This is a genomic window from Stenotrophomonas sp. STEN063, from assembly GCF_056854515.1.
Genome location: NZ_JBXFWF010000009.1, coordinates 19,115 through 39,262, shown reverse-complemented (window position 1 = coordinate 39,262; position 20,148 = coordinate 19,115). Strand labels below are relative to the sequence as shown.

At 63.8% G+C, this 20,148-nt stretch carries 16 protein-coding genes; 14 read left to right on the top strand and 2 right to left on the bottom strand.

The genetic code is table 11. From position 1 onward, the window contains the following. Positions 1-5: 5 nt before the first annotated feature. The 6 genes from thiC to AC1VWL_RS04170 all read left to right on the top strand — a co-directional run bounded on the left by thiC (position 6) and on the right by AC1VWL_RS04170 (position 9,806). On the top strand, positions 6-1,880 hold the full coding sequence (gene thiC / locus AC1VWL_RS04195) for a phosphomethylpyrimidine synthase ThiC (RefSeq protein WP_482985871.1): 1,875 nt from the start codon (positions 6-8) through the stop codon (positions 1,878-1,880). A gap of 106 nt (positions 1,881-1,986) precedes the next feature. Beyond that, entirely contained in the window at positions 1,987-2,577 is a 591-nt protein-coding gene (locus tag AC1VWL_RS04190) for a DUF4136 domain-containing protein (protein WP_296251861.1), read from the top strand. 56 nt (positions 2,578-2,633) lie between these two features. Further along, positions 2,634-3,317 carry an ion channel gene (locus AC1VWL_RS04185; protein WP_296251859.1) on the top strand — a complete coding sequence of 228 codons (684 nt, stop codon included), beginning with the start codon at positions 2,634-2,636 and terminating at the stop codon, positions 3,315-3,317. A 241-nt stretch (positions 3,318-3,558) separates the two neighbouring features. Then, on the top strand, positions 3,559-5,838 hold the full coding sequence (locus AC1VWL_RS04180) for a winged helix-turn-helix domain-containing protein (protein ID WP_482985870.1): 2,280 nt from the start codon (positions 3,559-3,561) through the stop codon (positions 5,836-5,838). A gap of 133 nt (positions 5,839-5,971) precedes the next feature. Next, the gene (locus AC1VWL_RS04175; RefSeq protein WP_482985869.1) at positions 5,972-6,874 is read left to right on the top strand and encodes a helix-turn-helix transcriptional regulator; all 903 of its coding nucleotides are present in this window, start codon (positions 5,972-5,974) and stop codon (positions 6,872-6,874) included. A gap of 61 nt (positions 6,875-6,935) precedes the next feature. Then, complete coding sequence (locus AC1VWL_RS04170; RefSeq protein WP_481614947.1) at positions 6,936-9,806, top strand: TonB-dependent receptor plug domain-containing protein; 2,871 nt, start codon at positions 6,936-6,938, stop codon at positions 9,804-9,806. A gap of 225 nt (positions 9,807-10,031) precedes the next feature. Here AC1VWL_RS04170 and AC1VWL_RS04165 read toward each other — a convergent pair whose 3' ends face one another. Then, positions 10,032-11,147 carry an HDOD domain-containing protein gene (locus tag AC1VWL_RS04165; protein WP_481614946.1) on the bottom strand — a complete coding sequence of 372 codons (1,116 nt, stop codon included), beginning with the start codon at positions 11,145-11,147 and terminating at the stop codon, positions 10,032-10,034. Between the two features lie 160 nt (positions 11,148-11,307). Continuing rightward, positions 11,308-11,853 carry an inorganic diphosphatase gene (gene ppa / locus AC1VWL_RS04160; RefSeq protein WP_282268572.1) on the bottom strand — a complete coding sequence of 182 codons (546 nt, stop codon included), beginning with the start codon at positions 11,851-11,853 and terminating at the stop codon, positions 11,308-11,310. Between the two features lie 209 nt (positions 11,854-12,062). Here ppa and AC1VWL_RS04155 point away from each other — a divergent pair, with 209 nt between their 5' ends. From AC1VWL_RS04155 to AC1VWL_RS04120, 8 genes are all read left to right on the top strand, one after another. Then, positions 12,063-12,563: an RNA polymerase sigma factor gene (locus tag AC1VWL_RS04155; RefSeq protein WP_282268570.1), complete on the top strand. Its 501-nt coding sequence runs from the start codon at positions 12,063-12,065 to the stop codon at positions 12,561-12,563. An 88-nt stretch (positions 12,564-12,651) separates the two neighbouring features. Beyond that, complete coding sequence (locus tag AC1VWL_RS04150) at positions 12,652-13,623, top strand: FecR family protein (RefSeq protein WP_482985868.1); 972 nt, start codon at positions 12,652-12,654, stop codon at positions 13,621-13,623. 126 nt (positions 13,624-13,749) lie between these two features. Continuing rightward, a complete protein-coding gene (locus tag AC1VWL_RS04145) occupies positions 13,750-16,668 on the top strand; it encodes a TonB-dependent receptor (protein WP_482985867.1) in 2,919 nt (972 codons plus the stop codon). 179 nt (positions 16,669-16,847) lie between these two features. Next, positions 16,848-17,438 (top strand): biliverdin-producing heme oxygenase, encoded by a 591-nt coding sequence (locus AC1VWL_RS04140; protein WP_282268566.1) that lies wholly within the window; start codon positions 16,848-16,850, stop codon positions 17,436-17,438. A 43-nt stretch (positions 17,439-17,481) separates the two neighbouring features. Then, a complete protein-coding gene (locus AC1VWL_RS04135) occupies positions 17,482-17,868 on the top strand; it encodes a YbaN family protein (RefSeq protein WP_343229787.1) in 387 nt (128 codons plus the stop codon). A gap of 126 nt (positions 17,869-17,994) precedes the next feature. Beyond that, the gene (exbB, locus tag AC1VWL_RS04130; protein ID WP_482985866.1) at positions 17,995-18,711 is read left to right on the top strand and encodes a tonB-system energizer ExbB; all 717 of its coding nucleotides are present in this window, start codon (positions 17,995-17,997) and stop codon (positions 18,709-18,711) included. 9 nt (positions 18,712-18,720) lie between these two features. Continuing rightward, on the top strand, positions 18,721-19,146 hold the full coding sequence (gene exbD / locus AC1VWL_RS04125) for a TonB system transport protein ExbD (protein WP_482985865.1): 426 nt from the start codon (positions 18,721-18,723) through the stop codon (positions 19,144-19,146). Then, positions 19,143-19,883, top strand: a complete 741-nt coding sequence (locus AC1VWL_RS04120) for an energy transducer TonB (protein WP_482985864.1) — start codon at positions 19,143-19,145, stop codon at positions 19,881-19,883. The genes exbD and AC1VWL_RS04120 overlap by 4 nt, the downstream gene beginning before the upstream one ends. The last annotated feature ends 265 nt before the right edge of the window (positions 19,884-20,148 follow it).

Here is a 20,148-nt window from a genome sequence, read left to right as displayed (position 1 = left end):
TGCCAATGAACGCACAGCCCAGCCTGCAGCAGCAGGCCCAGCAACTCTCCGAATCCGTGACCCGGCCGATTCCCGGCTCGCGCAAGATCTTCGTCTCTGGTTCGCGCCCGGACCTGCAGGTGCCGATGCGCGAGATTGCGTTGACCAGCACGCCCACCCTGTTCGGCGGCGAGGAGAACCATCCGGTCACCGTGTATGACACCTCCGGCCCGTATACGGATCCGCAGGCCAACATCGATCTGGCAGCGGGGCTGGCGGCGGTGCGCAGCGCCTGGATCGAGGAGCGCGGGGATACCGAGCAGTTGGCCGGTCTCAGCTCCGAGTTCGGCCGTGGTCGCCAGCATGATGCCCGGCTGGATGCCGTGCGCTTTCCTGGCCGCACGCTGCCGCGCCGCGCGATTGGTACCGCCAATGTCACCCAGATGCACTATGCGCGGCGCGGCAGCGTTACCCCGGAGATGGAGTACGTCGCCATCCGCGAGAACCAGCGCTTGGATGCAGTGCGTGATGCAGGACTGCTTGCCCAGCATCCAGGGCAGAGCTTCGGTGCCAGCATCCAGCAGATCATCACCCCGGAATTCGTGCGCGAGGAGATCGCGCGCGGCCGCGCGGTCCTGCCGAACAACATCAACCACCCCGAGTGTGAGCCGATGATCATCGGCCGCAACTTCCTCACCAAGATCAACGCCAACATCGGCAACAGCGCGGTGTCGTCGGGCATAGCCGAGGAAGTGGAGAAGCTGGTGTGGGCGATCCGCTGGGGCGGCGACACGGTGATGGATCTGTCCACCGGCAAGCACATCCATGAGACGCGCGAGTGGATCGTGCGCAACTCACCGGTGCCGATTGGCACGGTGCCGATCTACCAGGCGCTGGAGAAGGTGGATGGCCGGGCCGAGGAGCTGACCTGGGAGATCTTCCGCGACACCTTGATCGAGCAGGCCGAGCAGGGGGTTGATTACTTCACCATCCACGCCGGGGTGTTGCTGCGACACGTGCCACTGACTGCCAAGCGTGTCACCGGCATCGTCTCGCGCGGCGGTTCGATCATGGCCAAATGGTGCCTGGCGCACCACAAGGAAAATTTTCTCTACACGCACTTCGAGGACATCTGCGACATCATGAAGGCCTACGACGTGTCCTTCAGTCTCGGTGACGGGCTGCGCCCGGGCTGCATTGCCGATGCCAACGACGCGGCGCAGTTCGGCGAACTGGAGGCGCTGGGCGAGCTGACCAAGATTGCCTGGAAGCATGATGTGCAGACCATCATCGAAGGTCCCGGCCATGTGCCGATGCAGCTGATCAAGCAGAACATGGACAAGCAGCTGCAGGAGTGTGGCGAAGCGCCGTTCTATACGTTGGGGCCGCTGACCACCGATATCGCGCCGGGCTACGACCACATCACCAGCGCGATCGGTGCGGCGATGATTGGTTGGTACGGCACCGCGATGCTCTGCTACGTTACGCCGAAGGAACACCTGGGGTTGCCCAACCGGCAGGACGTGCGCGACGGCATCATGGCGTACAAGATCGCTGCGCATGCCGCCGATCTTGCCAAGGGCCATCCGGGTGCGCAGGTCCGCGACAACGCCTTGAGCAAGGCGCGCTTCGAATTCCGCTGGGAAGACCAGTTCAATCTCGGTCTGGATCCGGAGAAGGCCAAGGAATTCCATGACGAAACGCTGCCCAAGGATGCACACAAGCTGGCCCACTTCTGTTCGATGTGCGGCCCGCACTTCTGCTCGATGAAGATCACCCAGGATGTGCGTGAGTACGCGGCCGAGCAGGGCGTGGATGAAGGGCTGGCGTTGGCGGCGGGGATGGCCGAGAAATCGGCGCAGTTCCGCGAGCAGGGCGCGCAGGTCTACCGGATCGAGTAGACCCGCGGTACGGGGCGGGGCATCCCGGCGGGTGCCCCGGCCCTTGATTGACGCCGGGACGTCGACGGACGTGTTAGCGTGCGCTCGTCCACACCAGGGGTAGGCCATGAAACTTCGCTTCGTTTCCTTGCTTCTCGTCTTGTCCTCGCTGCTCCTGCTGGGTGCCTGCGCCAGCACGCCGCGTGTAGCCAGCCAGGCCGATCCGACTGCCGACTTTTCGCGCTACCGCAGCTTTGCGTTCTACACCCCGCTGGCGCTCGAGCAGCACGGCTATACCACCATCACCAGCAACCGCATCCGCGCCGCGGTGCGCACGCAGATGGAGTCACGTGGTTACCGGTTCGATGAAGCCAACCCGGACCTGTGGGTGAACCTCAACGCCTACCTGCAGGACAAGACCCAGGTCACCACGATGCCGGAAGTGGATTACGACTATTACTACAGCTACCGCGCCCGCGGTTATGTCGCCGTGCCGTACTGGCGTGACCGCACCGACGTGCGCCAGTACACCGAAGGCACCTTGAACATCGACGTGGTGGATGCGCGGAAGAAGCAGCTGGTCTGGGAAGGCGTCGCGGTCGGTACGGTGGGGCGGGTGAAGCCGGAGCAGCGCGGCGAGCGCATTGATGCCGCGGTGGCCGCGATCTTTGCCGCTTACCCGTATCGCGCCGGGATGGCGACCAGTCCGGGCCCCTGAGGTCCGCTCCTGCGGGCCTTGGCTCAACCACACCGTTCGGCACCGGCAATGAAGGGATGCGTATGCAGTCGCGCTTGAGATTGATCGTGATGGCGCGCAGGCACCCATCTGCATGGTTGCTGGCGGTGCAATTGCTGGGCGTTCTGCTTTACCCGGCGATGGAGCACATGCCAGCCGGACGCGCCTTGTTCGGTGCGTTCGGCATGGTGGTGCTGGGGTTGGCGGTGTGGGTGGTGCGGCGCAGTCCGCTGCTGCTGTGGCTGGCGCTGACGCTGGCCATTCCGGCCGTGGTGTTCTCCATCGCCGGTGCCCTGTTGGGGCGCCATTCGCTGGTCGCGGTGGCGCAGGCATTCGAGAGCCTGCTGTACTTCTATACCTCGTGCAGTTTGATTGCCTACATGCTGCAGGACCACAAGGTCACGCGCGATGAGCTGTTTGCTGCGGGTGCTACGTTTACCTTGCTGGCCTGGGCCTTCGCTTTTGCCTATTCAGTTTGCCAGCACGTGTATCCGGGTAGTTTTGTAGCCACCAGCGAAGGTGATTTCAGGAGCTGGGTCGAGCTGCTTTATCTCAGCTTCAGCTTGTTGTCAGGGGTAGGTCTGAGCGACGTGGTGCCAGTGCATCCGCAAGCACGTGCATTGGTGATGTTGGAGCAGTTTGCAGGCGTTATGTACGTTGCCTTGGTGGTTTCGCGGCTGGTTGGCCTGACCATCTACAAGGCAGAAAAAACTGAACGCTAGTTAAAAAAATCGCGCCGTGCGGCGCGAATCATGTAGCTGATTATGTAATTTCGTCGGCGAGAGAGAGCCTGATGTCGTCCACGTGTGGCACGTGGGGAACTTGGTTAGAGTAATATCTGTTCCAGATAAAACATTTGCTCTGTGCGTTGATGCCTTTTGCGGAATTTGGCGGCTTGTAAGGGCGTGGACCCGGAAAGCTGGACACAGGATTCGTGTCCGCCAGCGATTTTGAAAGACCGCGATGGCAACGAACCCCACCGAAAAACCTAGCTCTGACCGACTGCGCGTCGGTGAGTGTCTGGTGGTGCTTTCCTCTCGCGAGGTGCATCTGCCAGGGACACGCAAGATCCAGCGGCTCACACCCAAATCGGTGGGGGTGTTGTTGGTGCTTGCGCGCAGGCCGGGGCAGGTGGTGACGCGCGAGGAGCTGTTCGCCGATGTCTGGCCGGACACCATGCCGACCAATGACGTGCTGACCCAGGCGGTCACCCAGTTGCGCAAGGCGTTTGCCGCAAGTGAGGCCGGCGAAGGTACGCCTTATATAGAAACCATCGCAAAGACCGGATATCGGCTGTTGGCCACGGTGGTTTGGGAGCCGGACGCGGATGTCGCGGCACCCGAGGACGTTGAAGCGGCGGTCACTGAACCAGTTCCTGTAGACGCGGTTGAAGCAACCGCGCGCGAAGCAACGCGCTACAAGTGGCGCAGGATGCGACGTCTTGGACTGCTGGCAATTGGTATTGCCTTGCTGCTCAGCACACTGGTGATGGCGTGGCTGCTGTGGGAGCGTGATGTGCCTCCGCAGGTGGATGCAACGGTTGCCGAGGGCAACCGGGTGGTGGGCAGTCCTGCGCGCCCCTATCGGCTGATTACCGCAACCGAGGACGTTGAGGTCAATCCTTCGCTCTCACCTGATGGTGCGCTGGTGGTGTTCGCGCGTGAGAGGGACAATCGCTCCAGCTTGTGGATACAGAGTGTAAGCAACGCAACCGCCACGCCGCTGCTGGCCACGCCCACAGGGGCTTCGGATCGCTTCCCGGTATGGTCGCCGAATGGCCGCAACATTGCCTTTGCACGCTTCCTGTCGCAGGGGGACTGCGAGGTTCTGGTGGTGTCGGCAACGGGCACTGGCCTGCGCCGCGCCGCGCGTTGCGATGGTACCGATATGCTCAGCTTTGACTGGGCGCCGGACGGGGCGAGCCTGCTGTTTGGTTCCATGACCGGCCGTTACGCCAGCCGTGGCATACGCAGTCTGGACCTGGCATCGGGACGCTGGTCATCGTTGCAGTACGAGATCGGCGCAGACGATTTCGACTATGCACCGCGCTATTCGGCGGACGGAAAAAAAATCGGTTTCGTGCGCAATCCCCAGGTGGGGGATATGTGGGTGATGGATGCCGACGGCAGCAATGCACAGCGCTTGACCGACGAGGCCGCCGAAATCAGGGGCTGGAGTTGGCTGGGCTCGGATGAAATGGTGTTCGGCCGCCGTATCGACAGCGAAGCGCGCCTGTACCGCTTGGATGTGGCGACGCGCGCTTTGCGTGACATGGGCATCGACAACGCACAGAGCCCCGCGGTGTCGCGTGGCGGTGGCAATCTGGCGTTCATGCGCAGCCAGCCGCAGTTCGGTTTGTACCGTATCCCGTTGGGAGCCGATGCTGGATCGGCGCAGCGCCTGTTTGCTTCCTCGGCGCGTGATGGCCAGCCAATGGTCTCGCCTGATGGTGCGCAATTGGCGTTTACCTCGGACCGTTCCGGTGCGTTTGCACTGTGGTGGGCGCGCCTGAATGAACCGGCGTCCCTGCAGATGATCGAAGGGGTGCGCCCTGAGGCGCGGCAGCCCATGGACTGGTCCGCCGATGGCCGGCGTCTGCTGGTGACCGGGCGAGATGCGGATGGCACGCCGGGTATCTATGAGGTGGCGCCCGAGGAAGGTCACTGGGTGAAGCTGCCAGTGCCCGTACGTGAACCGCTGCAGGCGGTGTATGGGCCAGTCGCCGATACGCTGCTGGTGGTGGAACGCGGTGATGACGAGCGGATGGCGTTGACCTTGTTTGACCGCAGCCAGCAGCCTTGGAAACGCCTGGCGTCATTGGAAGGTGTGTCGCAGGTGCGCCTCGACAGCGCCGGACAACGGGTGCTGTTCACGCGCTTGGCCAGCGGCGGGCTGTGGCAGGCGGCGCCGAGCCTGAGTCCGGACAGCATGAAAGCCGTGCACGCCGAGTTGCCTAGTCGCTGGCGTTACCGTGCTTGGGCCGTGGCTGCCGGTGGCGCCGTGGAATACCTGGACATCAGCCGGGATTGCAGTAGTCGGCTCACTGCAATCGTCGGTGATGGCAGCAGCCAGTGTCTGGATGCGAGCCGCTTCAGTGCGAGCAACGGCCTCAGCCTGGCGCCGGATGGAAAGGCGGTTTTCATCGCCTTGGCCGCCGCTGACAACGCCGATATCGGGATGATGCGCATTCCGCAACGTGCGCCGCGACGGGTACTCGGCTTGGCTAAGTGGTTGTCGCCGTAGGAAATTGTGGTTTCGGAAATATTTCGTAGAGCTTATCGGGAAGAATTCGCAGCTTTCTCGCCGGACTTTCCTGACCCGCATCGCCAAAGTTGGCAAAACGTTCGCTCAATATGAGCAAACGATGGTGTGCGATATGCGGCAGGTTTCGTGGGTGGATCGTGGTCAGTCGGTGTCATTCGAGAAGCCTGCGGAGGATGGCCCGCGGCCTGCCTGTGTAGGTGTGGCGCGACTGGGCAGCCTGCAGACCTCGGGCACCGTGTTCACCGTATGGTTGCAGCTGCGCGGCACTGCCTGGGTGGAATCCAAGGAAGGCAAGTTCCGCCTTCGCCAGCGCGAGTGGATTGCCTTTGAAAAGGAATCGCGCCCGCTGGTCCAGGCTGGCCGTGATGGCATGTGCATCGGTATCAGCCTGGACACCGATGCGCTGCGCATGCTCGGCACCCTGGCCGATTGTAGTGTCTATACCGGCCGCGGCCGCATGAGCCATGGTGAGGCTCGCCTGGCGTTGCGCCTGTGGCGCGAGGCGCAGGCACCGGGCGCGACCATTCATCAGTTGCGTCCGCTGCTGCTGCATCTTGCTTCCCTGCAGCGTGACCTTGCCGGCACCGTGCAGCGCTGCCCGGGTCGTTCGCGTATCCGCAAGCGACAGGTATTCGGTCGCATGCAGCGTGCGCGCATGTACCTGGAGGGCAACAGCCACCGCGTGGTGCGCATTGGTGAGCTGGCCGAGCTGACCAACTTCTCCAGCTGGTATTTGTCCAAGACCTTCCAGAGTCTGTATGAAGAGAGCCCGCAATCCTTGTCGGCGCGGCTGCGACTGGAACGGGCGGCGATGCTGTTGCGTGATACCGACATGATGATCGGCGAGGTTGCGTCTGCCAGTGGTTTTGACAACTGCTGCAGCTTCGCGCGTGCGTTCCGCGCACGTTTTGGTGCATCGGCCACGCAGTACCGTGAGCAGCCGGGGGCGTTGAAGCCAGATTCGGCAAAGCCTAAGGATGGCTTGCGCAAAACCAAGGTGGCAGTACGAACGTAACGTTCAGGGGTGTTTAACGCACCGCTAACTTTGTCGTTTGTTTAGCTCTTTGGAGAGATTGATGAAGCTTCGTAATTCTGCAGTGCGGTTGGGCTTGCTCCCGGCCGGCATTGCTATTGCCTTGACCCCCTCATTTGCTTCGGCGCAGGAAGCTGCTGCCGGTGCGACCACCCTGGATCGCCTGGAAGTCACCGGTTCGCGTATCCGTTCGGTGGACGTTGAGACCGCCCAGCCGATCTTCACTGTGTCCTCCGAGGACATCAAGCGTTCGGGTCTGGTCAGCGTTGGCGACATCCTGCAGAACCTGACCGTGTCGGGCACCCAGACCTTCTCCAAGGCTGCCGTGCTGGCATCCAACCCGGAGCAGGGTGGCCAGTACGCCAACCTCTACAACCTGGGTGAAATGCGCACCCTGGTGCTGGTCAATGGCAAGCGTTGGAGCTCCAGCCTGGCTGGCTTCACCGATATGTCGACCATTCCGAGCTCGCTGATCGAGCGCATCGAAGTGCTGAAGGACGGCGCCTCCGCCATCTACGGCTCCGACGCGATTGCCGGCGTGATCAACATCATCCTGCGCAAGGATTTCGAAGGCGCTGAAGCTTCGGTCTACTACGGCCAGAACAGCGACGGCGACGGTGCCAAGACCCAGTACAACCTGACCCTGGGTGCGGTCGGCGAGCGTTCGTCGATCATGCTGGGCGCTTCCTACACCAAGGAAGATCCGGTGTGGGCAAAGGACCGTGAACTGACCCGTTACACCTACGGCCCGAACCACGCTGCAGACGGCCTGAGCCCGGCCGGCCAGTGGGGTCGTTACACCGACCCGGTCACCGGCAAGGTGATGGTCATCAATCATCCGGGTGGCGTCGGCGCTGATTCCAGCGACCCGAACAACTACCACGAGATCAATGGCGATGATTATTTCAACGCCACTGAGCAGATGATGTTGAACCAGGGTTCGGAGAACAAGTCGGTCTTCGCCGCTGGTACCTACGACATCAACGACAACCTGCGTTTGAAGTCGACCGTGATGTACTCGGAGCGTGACTCCAAGCGTCAGATCGCTGGCTACCCGCTGACCGGTACTTCGCAGAAGAACTTCCCGGTTGCCCTGAGCAAGGACAGCGTCTACAACCCGGTCGGTGCTGATATCACCAGCTGGGGCCGTCGTATTTTCGAGCTGCCGCGCATCAGCGAAAACAATGTCAAGTCGTTCCACTTCGACGCAGCGTTGGAAGGCACCTTTGATTTCAACGACCGTCCGTTCGACTGGGATGTGGGCCTGAACTACAACCAGTACGACGTGACCGAAACCAGCAGCGGCAACATCAACCTGCTGGCACTGCAGAAGGCCCTGGGCCCGTCGTTCATCAACAGCGCAGGTGTGGCGCAGTGCGGTTCGCTGGCCAATCCGATTGCATTGGGCACCAATGCAGCACTGGGCCAGTGCACCCCGTTTGACGTCCTGGGTGGCGCTACCGCTGCTACCCCGGAAGCGCTGAAGTACATCAACACCCTGCTCAACGCGACCTCGCAGAGCAAGAGCAAGCAGTACTTCGCCAACATCACCGGTGGTCTGTTCGACATGCCGGGCGACGCTGGTGAGCTGGCCTTCGCTGCGGGTTACGAGCATCGCGAAGTCAGCGGCTACGACCACCCGGATGCACTGTCCTCGGCCGGTTACACCACCGACCTGGCTGCCGGCGCTGCCTCGGGCAAGTACAAGGCCAATGAGTTCTACCTGGAATTCATGGTTCCGCTGCTGCGTGACCTGCCGGGTGCCAAGGAGCTGTCGCTGGATATCGCCAGCCGCTACTCCGACTTCGACAAGTTCGGCGACACCATCAACAGCAAGTTCAGCCTGACCTGGCGTCCGATTGAAGACCTGCTGGTGCGTGGTACCTACGGCGAGGGCTTCCGTGCCCCGACCATGGACGACACCTTCGGTGGCGGTTCGCAGACCTTCGATCGCTTCACCGATCCGTGCGATGCACAGTTCGGCATGCTGAGCGATGCGCGCGTTGCCGCTCGTTGCCAGGCCGAAGGCCTGAGCTCGACCTACCGTCAGACCGATGCTGCTGGCAAGCCGATCACCGCGCGTGACACGCAGGCCAATGCTGCGTTCCAGTCGGGCGTGGGCAACGACCAGCTGCAGCCGGAAACCAGCAAGACCCGCACCGTGGGTCTGGTGTACAGCCCGAGCTATGTCCCGGGTCTGGACGTCTCGCTGGATTGGTACAAGATCACCGTCGACAACGTGATCACCGCCGTGTCCGCCAACTACGTGCTGGGCCAGTGCTACCAGAACGGTGTTGCGCAGTTCTGCGACCAGTACGGTCGTGATGCCACCACCGGTCAGGTCACCAGCCTGAGCCGCGGCAATGCCAACCTGGGCTCGCTGGAAACCGAAGGCTACAACTTCGGCGTCCGTTACCGCCTGCCGGAAACCGAGATTGGTACCTTCGGCGTCAACCTCGATGCCAACTACCTGAGCGCCTACCGTCAGCAGTCGACCAAGGGTGCCGAGTGGGACAACTACGCCGGTTACTGGAACTACCCGCGCGTGCGTGCAACCCTGGGCCTGAACTGGGCCAAGGACACGCTGTCGGCCAACTGGGGCATGCGTTACTACGGCGGCTTCCGCGACTACTGCTACGACGACGGCGTTGAGTGCAACGAGCCGAACTACCAGACGCCGAACGGTGGCTGGTCGGGCGGCACCGGCGCCAACAAGAAGGGTGCGATCGTGTACCACGACGTGTCTGTCACCTGGCAGGCTCCGTGGGATGGCAGCGTGACCGTCGGCGCCCGCAACGTGTTCGACAAGCAGCCGCCGATCACCTATTCGGTGAGCAACAGCAGCGCCTCGCAGATCGATCCGATGCTCGACTACGACCGCTTCCTGTTCATCCAGTACAACCAGCGCTTCTGATCCATCGAAGCTCTGTGATGCATGACGAAGGGTGGGCCGCAAGGCCCACCCTTTTTCTTTGTGCGTTGCGCCGCCCGGGTAAGCGAAGCGCACCCGGGATGTGTGTCGCAACGCGGACCAACGCATTGGTCGCACGCCAGCCGCTTCCAGCACGCAGAAACAACAACGGCCGCTAGGCGGCCGTTGTCATTCAATCCATATCTTGCGTTGTGATGCAGGGCTGGCTCAGGCGTCGACGCTCAAGCCCATCATCTCATCGGCAATGGCACGCCATTGCTCAAGCTTGGGCAGCACGCCGACATTGGCCAGATACTGCTCATCAACGGCGGTGCCGGCGGCCAGTGCGGTTGCGACATGGACGGCGCCGGCCACCCAGAAGCTGCGCACATTCGAGCGCCCCGGCTGCAGCTGGAAGGCGACGGCTTCGATGATCGGCATCGGCAGGCCCCACAGGCCCATCAGATAGGCACCAGCCTCGGCGTGGCCGGGACGCGGGTCATCGGCCTCGGCGGCCTGGCGTTCATCGCGTACGCCGGGCAACAGCAGGCCGATGTCGGCCAGCAATGCGGCGGTGGAACCGAGCTCGGCGCTGGACGCCGGCAGCATCTTGGCGGCCAGGCGTGAGGCCATCAATGCGCGTGATTGCATTGCGTTGCGGTCGGGCCCGGACATGCCGGGCAGGGCGAATACTTCACTGGCCAGGACCAGGTCGCGCAGGGTGGCCATGCCCAATCGGGTCACTGCGCCACGCAGGTCGGAAATGGCACGGCCGCTGTTGAAGAAGGCCGAGTTGGACAGCTGCAATACCTTGGCGGCGATGGCCGGATCGGCTGCGATCAGCTTGGCGATCTCCGCAGAGTCACTCTCCTCGTCCTCTTCCAGCGCGTGGGTCAGGCTGATGTACAGGTGCGGCGGTGAGGGCAGCTTTTCGATGCGGCCGATGGTCTGGCGCAGGTGTGGGCTGTCCAGCAGTTCGCGCAGTTCCTCCAGGCTGGTCAATGCTTCAAGCAGCACTTCCGGGGCCAGTGGCAGTGGCAGGAAACGATGGGCCACGCCAATGATGCGGGCCGATGGCACGCGCTGGTTGTTGTCGCCGTCGATCAGGGCTATGCGGATGGTTTCCGGGCGTAGCGTGCGGATCTGCCCGAGCAGGGTGGCCGGGGCCAGGTCCGGCAATACCGGCGCAACGATGATCGCGTCGATGGTGGCCGAGGACACCGCAACGATGGCAGCACTGCCATCCGGGACCGATTGTACTTCCCACTCATCGCCCAGATCGGCGACGTACTCAAGCAGCTCGGCCGACAGGTTGGCTTCGCCGCCGACTAACAGGATTCGCAAGACACTTCCCCTTGGACAAAACGCAAAAGCCGAACAAAAAACAGGCCGGGAACCGGCCTGTCAATGTAGCTGCTCGCTGGCAAAGGGTCATGCCCTCTGCAAGGAAAACGTGATGGTTGTCGCTACGCAGGGCCCGTGTTACGACCCTGCGCCGGCACAATCAGACGTCCTGTTCCTGGGTGGCGAGGTAGGTCTTGTGCGCCTCGCTGAGGATGCGCTTGGCTTCGGCGGCGTCGCCCCAGCCTTCGATCTTGACCCACTTGCCCTTTTCCAGGTCCTTGTAGTGCTCGAAGAAGTGGCCAATGCGTTCCAGCCAGTGGCTGGACACCTGGGCGATGTCTTCGACGTGGGCGTAGCCGCTGAAGATCTTGGCGACCGGAACGGCCAGGATCTTCTCGTCGCTACCGGCTTCGTCGCTCATCTTCAGCACGCCGACCGGACGGCAGCGCACGACCGAGCCCGGGACCAGCGGCAGCGGCAGCACCACCAGCACGTCGGCCGGGTCGCCGTCGCCGCACAGGGTCTGCGGCACGAAGCCGTAGTTGCAGGGGTAGCGCATCGGCGTGGACAGGATGCGATCGACGAACATCGCGCCGCTTTCCTTGTCCATTTCGTACTTCACCGGCTCCGAATCCTTCGGGATCTCGACGATGACGTTGATTTCTTCCGGCGGGTTCTTGCCCGGCGAGACCAATTTCAGGCTCATTGCGCTGACTCCGAATCGTTGTTGGTTGAAAAAGAGCCCCATTCTACGCGCACCACTATTGCGGCGCACCAAACCCGACTGGCTGGCCGGTCCGGGCTTGGGGAACACACTGTCGCGCAATACATATGAGAACCATTATCATTATGCGGATATCCTTGTCCGCCCAAGGCTGCCTGACGCAGGCGGCCTGTCTTGCCTTAACAGCCCCCATGTCCAGCAACGCCACCACCTTGACCGAACTGCTGATCCGCGAACGCCCGGCCTTGCTGCGCCTGGTGCGCCAGATCCTCGGCAGTGATGGCGGCGCGGACGACGTCATCCAGGGGGTGTGGTTCAAGGTCCGCGGGGTCGGCAATGAGCCGGTGATCGGCAATCCGCGCGCCTACCTGTACCGGCTGGCCAGCAACCTGGCCACCGATCACGGCCGTGAACGTACGCGTCGGCTGCGCCTGCAGGCCGAGAATTACCTGTGGGGAGCGGACGAGGTGCTGTCCACCGAAGAGCAGGTGATGGCGCAGGATGAGCTGGCGCGGGTACTGGAAGCGGCCGACCACCTGCCCGAGCCCACCCGCAGCATGTTCCGCCTGAACCGCCTGCAGGGGCTGACCCAGCCGGAAGTGGCGCGGCGCATGGGGGTCTCGGTGACCACCGTCGAAAACCACCTGCGCCTGGCCCTGCAACGCCTGGCCTGGGCGCGCAGCGGCGACTAGCCTCGCAGCTACCCTTGGGGATGCGGCGCCGCCAATCGTCTTGTATTCCGTCCGTACCCACCAACAGCATCACCACCTGAGCCAGCCCATGCGCCCGCCGTCCTCTTCCGTTCCGCCCGAGAATCCCGTTGCGCAGCAGGCGCGCGACTGGGTGCTGCGGCTGGCATCGGGAACCATGGGTGAGCCTGACATGCAGGCGTTCGAGCAATGGCTGCTGCAGCCCGGGCACCGCCACGCGTTTGAACATGAACGCGTGCTCTGGCGCAGTCTCGCTGCCCGCCCGCAGACCACGGTGCTGGTGCAGCGCCCGCAGCGGCATGCGCAACGGCGCTGGTTGGCGGCGGTGGCGGTGCTGGCGCTGTTCTGCGGGGTGATGTCGGCGCCGGAGCTGGCGCTGCGCATGCGCGCGGACCACCGCGCGGATGTGGCCATCCAGCATGTCCACCTGCCCGACGGTTCAACCGCGGTGCTGGATGCTGGCGCCGCTATTGCCGTGCATTACGGCGAGGCCACCCGGCGTATCGAGCTGCTGCGTGGGCGCGCCTGGTTCGAGGTTGTGCCGCAAGCCGGCGCACCCTTCCGCATTACCGTCGGTGATGGCGTGGTGGAGGATATCTCCACCGCATTCGTGGTCAGCCGGGAAGCTGATCGCGTCGATACCGCGGTCGAACAGGGGCGTGTGCGGGTAGCAGCGCGCCCTGACCAGGGCTGGATGTACCTGCAGGCAGGGCAGGCCGCGGGCTGGAGCAATGGCGGCGTTGCCGAGCGCGGTACGGAGTTGGCACCTGATCATGTCGCTGCATGGCGGCGCGGCGAGTTGTTGCTGGAGAACGTGCCGGTGACGCAGGTGCTGGCCGAGTTGGGGCGTTATCGGCTCGGCCATGTATTCGTGCGTGGCGATCTGTCGGCGTTGCCGCCGATCAATGCCGCGTTGCGTCTGGATCAACCCGAGCAGGCGCTGGACGCGCTGGCTGCGGGCAGTGGCTTGCGGGTGACGCGGTTGCCGTTCGGCATCGCCATCGTGCAGGCACAGGAAAACGAGCTGCCAGCGCGTCGCTAGCTGAGCTGGGCGATTGATCTTGGGGGTTTGCCCGGTTCATTCGTCTTAACCCCGACCGTACCTCAGCCGCCGCCACGTACGTCGAACCTCCGCCGCCTCATTGCGGCTTCGACAACAGGATTTCCAATGCTCAGTTCTTTCCGCGCCGGCCCACGCCTGCGCTTGTCTCGTCTGCACGTCGCGATGCTGGCCGCCGGCCTGGCAGTGATGACGCCAGCCGTTCCCGCAATGGCGCAGGCCACCGTGGCCAGTGCCTCCGCGCAGTTCGACATCCCCGCACAGCCGCTTGCCGCAGCCCTGGGTCAGTACATGCGTCAGTCTGGTGTACAGGTGGCCTATACCGCAGCCCTGGCTGACGGTGCGACCTCGGCACCGGTTTCCGGCCAGCTGGCACCGGCAGCGGCGCTGCAGCAGCTGCTGCGCGGCACCGGCCTCGCAGCCCGCCGCAGCGGCAATGGTGCGGTGACGCTCGAAAAGCTGCCGGCAGGTGCCAATAATGCCGATGACCTGGTCGTGACCGGCACGCTGAGCGTGGCCGGCGATCAGCGTGGTGGCGAAGGCAGCGGCAGCGATGCCGCGCGCCTGCTGGATACCTACCGCACCACCGGTTCGACCGCCTACATCCCGCAGCAGACCATCGAACGCTTCCGTGGCACCTCCACCGCCGACATCATCAAGGGCGTGGCTGGCGTCACCGCCGGTGACCCGCGCGTGGGCAACGCCCTGGACGTGAACATCCGTGGTATCCAGGGGCAAAGCCGCATCCCGGTGATCATCGATGGTGGCCAGTCCACCATGGATACCTACCGTGGTTACGCTGGCCAGTCGCAGCGTACCTACCTCGATCCGGACCTGATCTCCAACATCACCATCACCAAGGGGCCGAGCCTGCAGGCAAATGCCTCCGGCGGCATCGGTGGCGTGGTCGAGATGGAGACCTTGAAAGTGGATGACGTGCTGCGCGAAGGCCGTGACAGCGGCATCCGCGTGCGTACCGGCCTGGCCAACAACAGCGCCAACAACGTGCCCGACTACAGCGCTGCACCGCGCACCGACCGCAATGCTACTGGCAACCAGTTCGCCAACGTGGCCGTGGCCCAGCGCTGGGACCGTTTCGATCTGGTGGCGGCGTATGCCTGGCGCGATACCGGCAACTACTTCGGCGGCAAGCACGGCTATGACGACTTCCCGCAGACCCGGCGCACGCTGGCACCGCTGAACCCACCGCGCACCGAAGTATTCAATACCTCATCGCGTTCGGAGTCGGCGCTGCTCAAGGGCACCTGGCGCATCGATGATGCGCAGACGCTGGAACTGGGCTACCGCCGCTATGAAGGCACTGCCGGCGAGATCATGGCCTCGCAGATCATCCGCGTGGACCGCGATCGCGTGCCGCAGTGGGATCCGGGCCATGTCGACATGGACAGCTACAGCCTGCGCTACCGCTTCAATCCGGACAGCGCCTTGGTCGACTTGCGTGCAAACGCCTGGTACACCGATGCAGAAAGCCTGATGTACAACAGCCTGACTGGCATCACCCCGTGGTACTTCGATCGTCGCACCGAGTGGTATGACGCGCCGAGCTTCAGCGGCAACCCCGGCTACAAAGATGCCTATGCCAACCCGCTGAAGCAGCAACGCTTCGGCATGGACGTGAGCAATACCTCGCTGCTGGAAACCAGCGTAGGTCTGTTCACCTTCGACTACGGCCTGTCGCTCAGCGACGAGGACATCCGCCCGAACTCGCCGATCATGCATGACGATCTGGTCAACAACCGCTTCCTGCGCAATGCCGAGCGCAAGGAATACAGCGCGGTCGCATCGATCAAGTGGGAGCCCAATGAACACTGGGAGTTCATGGCCGGTGGCCGCTGGAACCGGGTCAATGTGCACGACCGCAATCGCCTGGCGACCGAGGACAAGTTCGAGGCCCAGGGTCAGTACCGCTACACCCAGCTGCTTGACGGTGACCCGAGCCTGCCCTCATGGCGTGCCAAGCGCATCGCGATGCTGAACTGGTACCCGGATGCCAATGGCAATTTCACCGAAGCGTCGCTGCTGGCCTCGCCGTACAAGAAGGGCACGGTGGCCGATATCGGTGGCTGGAACTTCTACGACGCCGATGCCGCGGAGGATCTGATGGTGCCGGTGAGCTGGACCTGGTCCAAGCCGATCAAGCGCCGCGACAGTGCGTTCTCGCCGACTGCAAGCGTCACCTACCACTTCGACGACGACAGCATGGTTTACCTCAAGTACGCCGAGGGCACCAAGCTGCCGAGTCTGTTCGAGACCACGCTGGGCCTGTTCACCGCCGCCAAGCCGGTGGGCGAACTGAAGCCCGAGCGCTCCGGCAGCTGGGAAATCGGCGCCAGCACCATCAAGCGCGACCTGTTCGCCAATGGCGACCAGCTGGCACTGAAGCTGGCCTACTTCGATACCCGCGTGGATGACCTGATCACCCGCGATTACCGCACGCTGTCGGCCGGCTTGATCCGCAATGTGGATCGCTTCAAGGTGTCGGGCATGGAGTTCCAGTCGAACTACGATGCCGGCAAGGTGTTCGCCGACCTGTCCGCGCACTACTACTTCAAGGCCAAGACCTGCGCGCCGGATATTGCTGCAGAGCGCCGTGAATACGGCATCAAGCGCAACATCGAGGAGCTGAAGAACACCCCGAACTGCGTGGACGGTGGCTTCGAGGGTTCGTACAGCAATACCCAGAACCCGCCGCGTTACACGGTCAACATGACCCTGGGTTCGCGCCTGTTCGACGAACGGCTGACCTTCGGTACCCGCGTGGTGCACAACGCCGGCCCGATCAGCAAGCTGGACAAGGAATGGAATGTCGGCCTGTCGGCGATCCAGCAACTGTACCGTCCGGCGACCATCGTCGACCTGTTCGCCAGCTGGTCGTTCAACGACCAGTGGAACCTGGACGTCAACCTGGACAACGCCACCGACCGTTACTACCTGGACCCGCTGGCGTTGGGCATCCTGCCGGCGCCGGGCCGTACCGCGCGGATGGCACTGACCTTCCGCTATTGATGGATAGGGTGTGATCGATGCAGCAGGTGGTCCCGGCGCGGCAGCGCCGGGATCGCCGGTTGCAGCACACCATGCAGGCCACTTGGGGGAAGGCCCCCGGCAGACGTCTCAATCAGGACGACCGGCCAGTCCATCAGAGGATGGATCCGGTTTCCCCCTCCGCTTCGTTGTTGCAGACCATGACCACGACCGAAACCATTGCAGCTCCCACCCGTAGCCAGCGCTTGAAGGCGGCTACCAGCACCACCCACGATTCGCTGGACAAGCGGATCATGTCCGAGGACATCTTTGCCAGCCGCGAGCGCTTCGCCAAGTTCGTGCGCGTGCAATACCGTTTCCACCGCGACATCCAGGCGCTGTATGCAACGCCGTTGCTGCGCGCGCTGTTGCCGGATCTGGAACAGCGTCAGCGCCTGCAGCAGATCGTTGCTGATCTGGGTGACCTGCAACAGGACGTTCCCGCCGACAGCGCCGCCGTCATCCCCGACGACATCGAGCTGCCGCAGGCGCTGGGTTGGCTGTATGTGGCTGAAGGCTCCAACCTCGGTGGCACCATCCTGTTCAAGCTGGCTGGCAAGCTGGGCTTGGGCGCGGCGTTTGGTGCCAGCCACCTGGCCGCACATCCGGATGGCGCCGCCCGCCACTGGCGTGAGTTCACTGCGTCGCTGGATGGCATCAGCATGACCGAAGCGCAGGAAGCGGCGGCCATCGAAGGCGCCAATGCTGCGTTCCGCACGGTGCGTGGCTACGTCGAGCAGGAATTCGCCTGATGCAGGGGGACGCACCAGCAGCCACCATGAAGGCAGCGACGTGATCCGCTGGCTCTGGTTCTGCATGGGCTGGTTGATGGTGGCGCTGGGCGTGATCGGTGCCTTGCTACCGGTGATGCCGACCACCATCTTCCTGATCCTGGCGGTGTGGTGCTTTTCCAAATCCTCGCCACGCTTTGAAGCGTGGCTGTTGCAGCATCCGCGCTACGGTCGGCCGTTGCGGCTGTGGCGCGAGCAGGGCGCGGTGAGCCGCAAGGGCAAGTGCTTTGCCGCTGGCGGCATGGCGCTGGGCTACGTGTTGTTCTTCATCGGCGCGCATCCGAGCTGGAAGCTGGCTGTGCCTGTGGCGATATTTTTCCTGGCCAGCGCCGCTTATGTGCTGTCGCGGCCCAGCCCGCGTGAGCCGGCCGATGGTGGCGAGCAGCCATGATGCAGTCCGTCGCCTTCGCCGCGCGTCCACCTGCATCAGCCCGATGCAACATCTGTTCGTACCACGTTCAACGCACCAGCCAGATCGCCAGTGCGACTTTCTTCCACGACGATCCGGAATCTTTCCATGCACGCTGACATTTCCTCGACCGCTACCACACAGGCACTCACGCCCTGGGCCATGTACCAGTCCGCCGACTGGGTGGTGCAGGCGGTGATGATCTGCCTGGCATTGGCATCGCTGGCAACCTGGACGGTCCTGATCGCCAAGACATTGGAGCTTGGTCGTATCGGCCGTGAGCTGCAGGCTGCGCGCGAGGTGCTGGAGGTCAGTGGCAGCCTCGATAGTGCGGAGGCGCAGCCGTTGCTGCAGCAATCGGACCTTGCACGCAGCATGCTGGGTGCGGCGCGTACCGAGCTGGCCTTGTCCGCCGATGCGCAGGGCCATGATGGCGTCAAGGAACGTCTCGGTTCGCGGCTTGAGCGCATCGAGCTGGGTAACAGCCGGCGCCTGCGCAGCGGTGTCGGTCTGCTGGCCAGCATCGGTGCGGTGGCACCGTTCGTCGGTCTGTTCGGCACCGTGTGGGGCATCATGAACAGCTTCGTCGGCATCGCCGCGTCCAACACCACCAATCTTGCCGTGGTTGCACCGGGCATTGCCGAAGCCTTGCTGGCCACCGCGATGGGCCTGGTCGCGGCAATTCCCGCGGTTGTGATCTACAACCACTTCAGTCGCCGCCTGCTGAGCCTGCGGGCACTGGGCGGTGACATCTCCGCCAGCGTGCAGCAGATCGTCTCGCGCGATCTGGATTGCGGCCGCGCGCTGCCGCGCGACGCGCGCTGAGGCCTGGCAATGGCAATCCGTACTTCCCGCGAGTCCGACGACGAAGCGCTGGACGAAGCACACGAGATCAATGTCACCCCGTTCATCGACGTGATGCTGGTGCTGCTGATCATCTTCATGGTGGCCGCGCCGCTGGCCACCGTCGATGTGCCGGTGGAACTGCCGGCCAGCAGCGCCAAACCACAGCCACGCGATGCCGAGCCGCTGTTCCTCACCGTGCAGGCCGATCTGTCGCTGTGCGTTGGTGAGACTGCGGTGTCGGCTGACGCGCTGGCGGCGGAACTGGAGAAACGCACCCAAGGTGATCATTCGCAGCGCATTTTCCTGCGTGCCGACCGTTCGGTCAGCTATGGCGACCTGATGGAAGCCATGAACCTGCTGCGTCGTGCCGGCTACCTGAAAGTGGCGCTGGTCGGGGTAGAGCAGTCGCCGTGACCGCTGCTACTGCATCCTCCCGCCTGCGTTGGGGCGGCAGTTTCGCGCTGGCGCTGCTGCTGCACGTCGTGGTCATCGGCGCGGCACTGTGGTGGAGTCTGCGCACGCCGCCCGTGCTGGCCGACCAGCAACCGCTGGAAGCGGTAATGGTCGATCTGGCCGAGACGCCCGAGGCTCCACCCGCCGCGCCAACCGAGATCCCGCAGGGTCCGCCGCAGCAGGAGCAGCAACGCAGCGAGCCGACCCCGGCGCCGCGCGTGGAACGCGAGCCACCGCCGCAGGAGCCGGAGGTGGTTGACGCCTACGTGCCGCCGCAACCGCGCGAACAGGTACCTGCCTCCGACGCCCACAGCGTCGACCAGACCCTGGCGCCGCCAGATGTCAGCGCCAAGCCCAGTGAGCGCTACGCCGCCCGCCAGACCACGGCCGGGCAACAGGCGCAGGCCTCGGTTACCTGGCAAGGGCAGCTGCTGGGGCACCTGGAAAAATACCGCCGCTATCCACGCCTGGCCGAGCGTCTGCGCCAGCAAGGCGTGGCCTATGTGCGCTTCAGCGTGGACAGGCAGGGCAGGGTCAGCAATGCCCGGATCGGCCGCAGCAGCGGTCACGACAGCCTGGACGAGGCCACGCTGGAGACAGTGGCACGCGCAACACCGGTGCCGGCACCGCCAGCGGACGTCGCTGGCGACCCGGTGGAGGTGATGGTGCCGGTGGAGTTCTTCATCAATCGCAGGTAAGCGGCAGCCCCTGATTCCCCGCAGGCGTGGGCTGTCCCTTCGTCCCGCAGGAAAGTGGGCTGTCCCCTCTCCCGCGTTGCGGGGGGAGAGGGGTAGCTTGCGAACCACTGGTTCGCTGCCCATCGACCGACCTTGCGCCAGCGCAAGGGCCGGGGCGCGGAGCGGGGGTAGGGGGAGGGCGCTTTTAGCGGTTGTCCTGCAGCGCGCAGGCATTCCCCTCGGGATGATTCAATTGGCTGTGCAGGCGCGTCATCGTGGAAAAGTG

Excerpts from the sequence above, each read along its gene's own strand:
- AC1VWL_RS04190 (WP_296251861.1), top strand. The coding sequence starts at position 1,987 with ATGAAACTTCGCTTCGTTTCCTTGCTTCTCGTCTTGTCCTCGCTGCTC.
- AC1VWL_RS04150 (WP_482985868.1), top strand. The coding sequence starts at position 12,652 with ATGCGCCCGCCGTCCTCTTCCGTTCCGCCCGAGAATCCCGTTGCGCAG.
- exbB (WP_482985866.1), top strand. The coding sequence starts at position 17,995 with ATGCACGCTGACATTTCCTCGACCGCTACCACACAGGCACTCACGCCC.
- AC1VWL_RS04180 (WP_482985870.1), top strand. The coding sequence starts at position 3,559 with ATGGCAACGAACCCCACCGAAAAACCTAGCTCTGACCGACTGCGCGTC.
- exbD (WP_482985865.1), top strand. The coding sequence starts at position 18,721 with ATGGCAATCCGTACTTCCCGCGAGTCCGACGACGAAGCGCTGGACGAA.
- AC1VWL_RS04145 (WP_482985867.1), top strand. The coding sequence starts at position 13,750 with ATGCTCAGTTCTTTCCGCGCCGGCCCACGCCTGCGCTTGTCTCGTCTG.
- AC1VWL_RS04140 (WP_282268566.1), top strand. The coding sequence starts at position 16,848 with ATGACCACGACCGAAACCATTGCAGCTCCCACCCGTAGCCAGCGCTTG.
- AC1VWL_RS04185 (WP_296251859.1), top strand. The coding sequence starts at position 2,634 with ATGCGTATGCAGTCGCGCTTGAGATTGATCGTGATGGCGCGCAGGCAC.
- thiC (WP_482985871.1), top strand. The coding sequence starts at position 6 with ATGAACGCACAGCCCAGCCTGCAGCAGCAGGCCCAGCAACTCTCCGAA.
- AC1VWL_RS04155 (WP_282268570.1), top strand. The coding sequence starts at position 12,063 with ATGTCCAGCAACGCCACCACCTTGACCGAACTGCTGATCCGCGAACGC.
- AC1VWL_RS04170 (WP_481614947.1), top strand. The coding sequence starts at position 6,936 with ATGAAGCTTCGTAATTCTGCAGTGCGGTTGGGCTTGCTCCCGGCCGGC.
- ppa (WP_282268572.1), bottom strand. The coding sequence starts at position 11,853 with ATGAGCCTGAAATTGGTCTCGCCGGGCAAGAACCCGCCGGAAGAAATC.
- AC1VWL_RS04175 (WP_482985869.1), top strand. The coding sequence starts at position 5,972 with ATGCGGCAGGTTTCGTGGGTGGATCGTGGTCAGTCGGTGTCATTCGAG.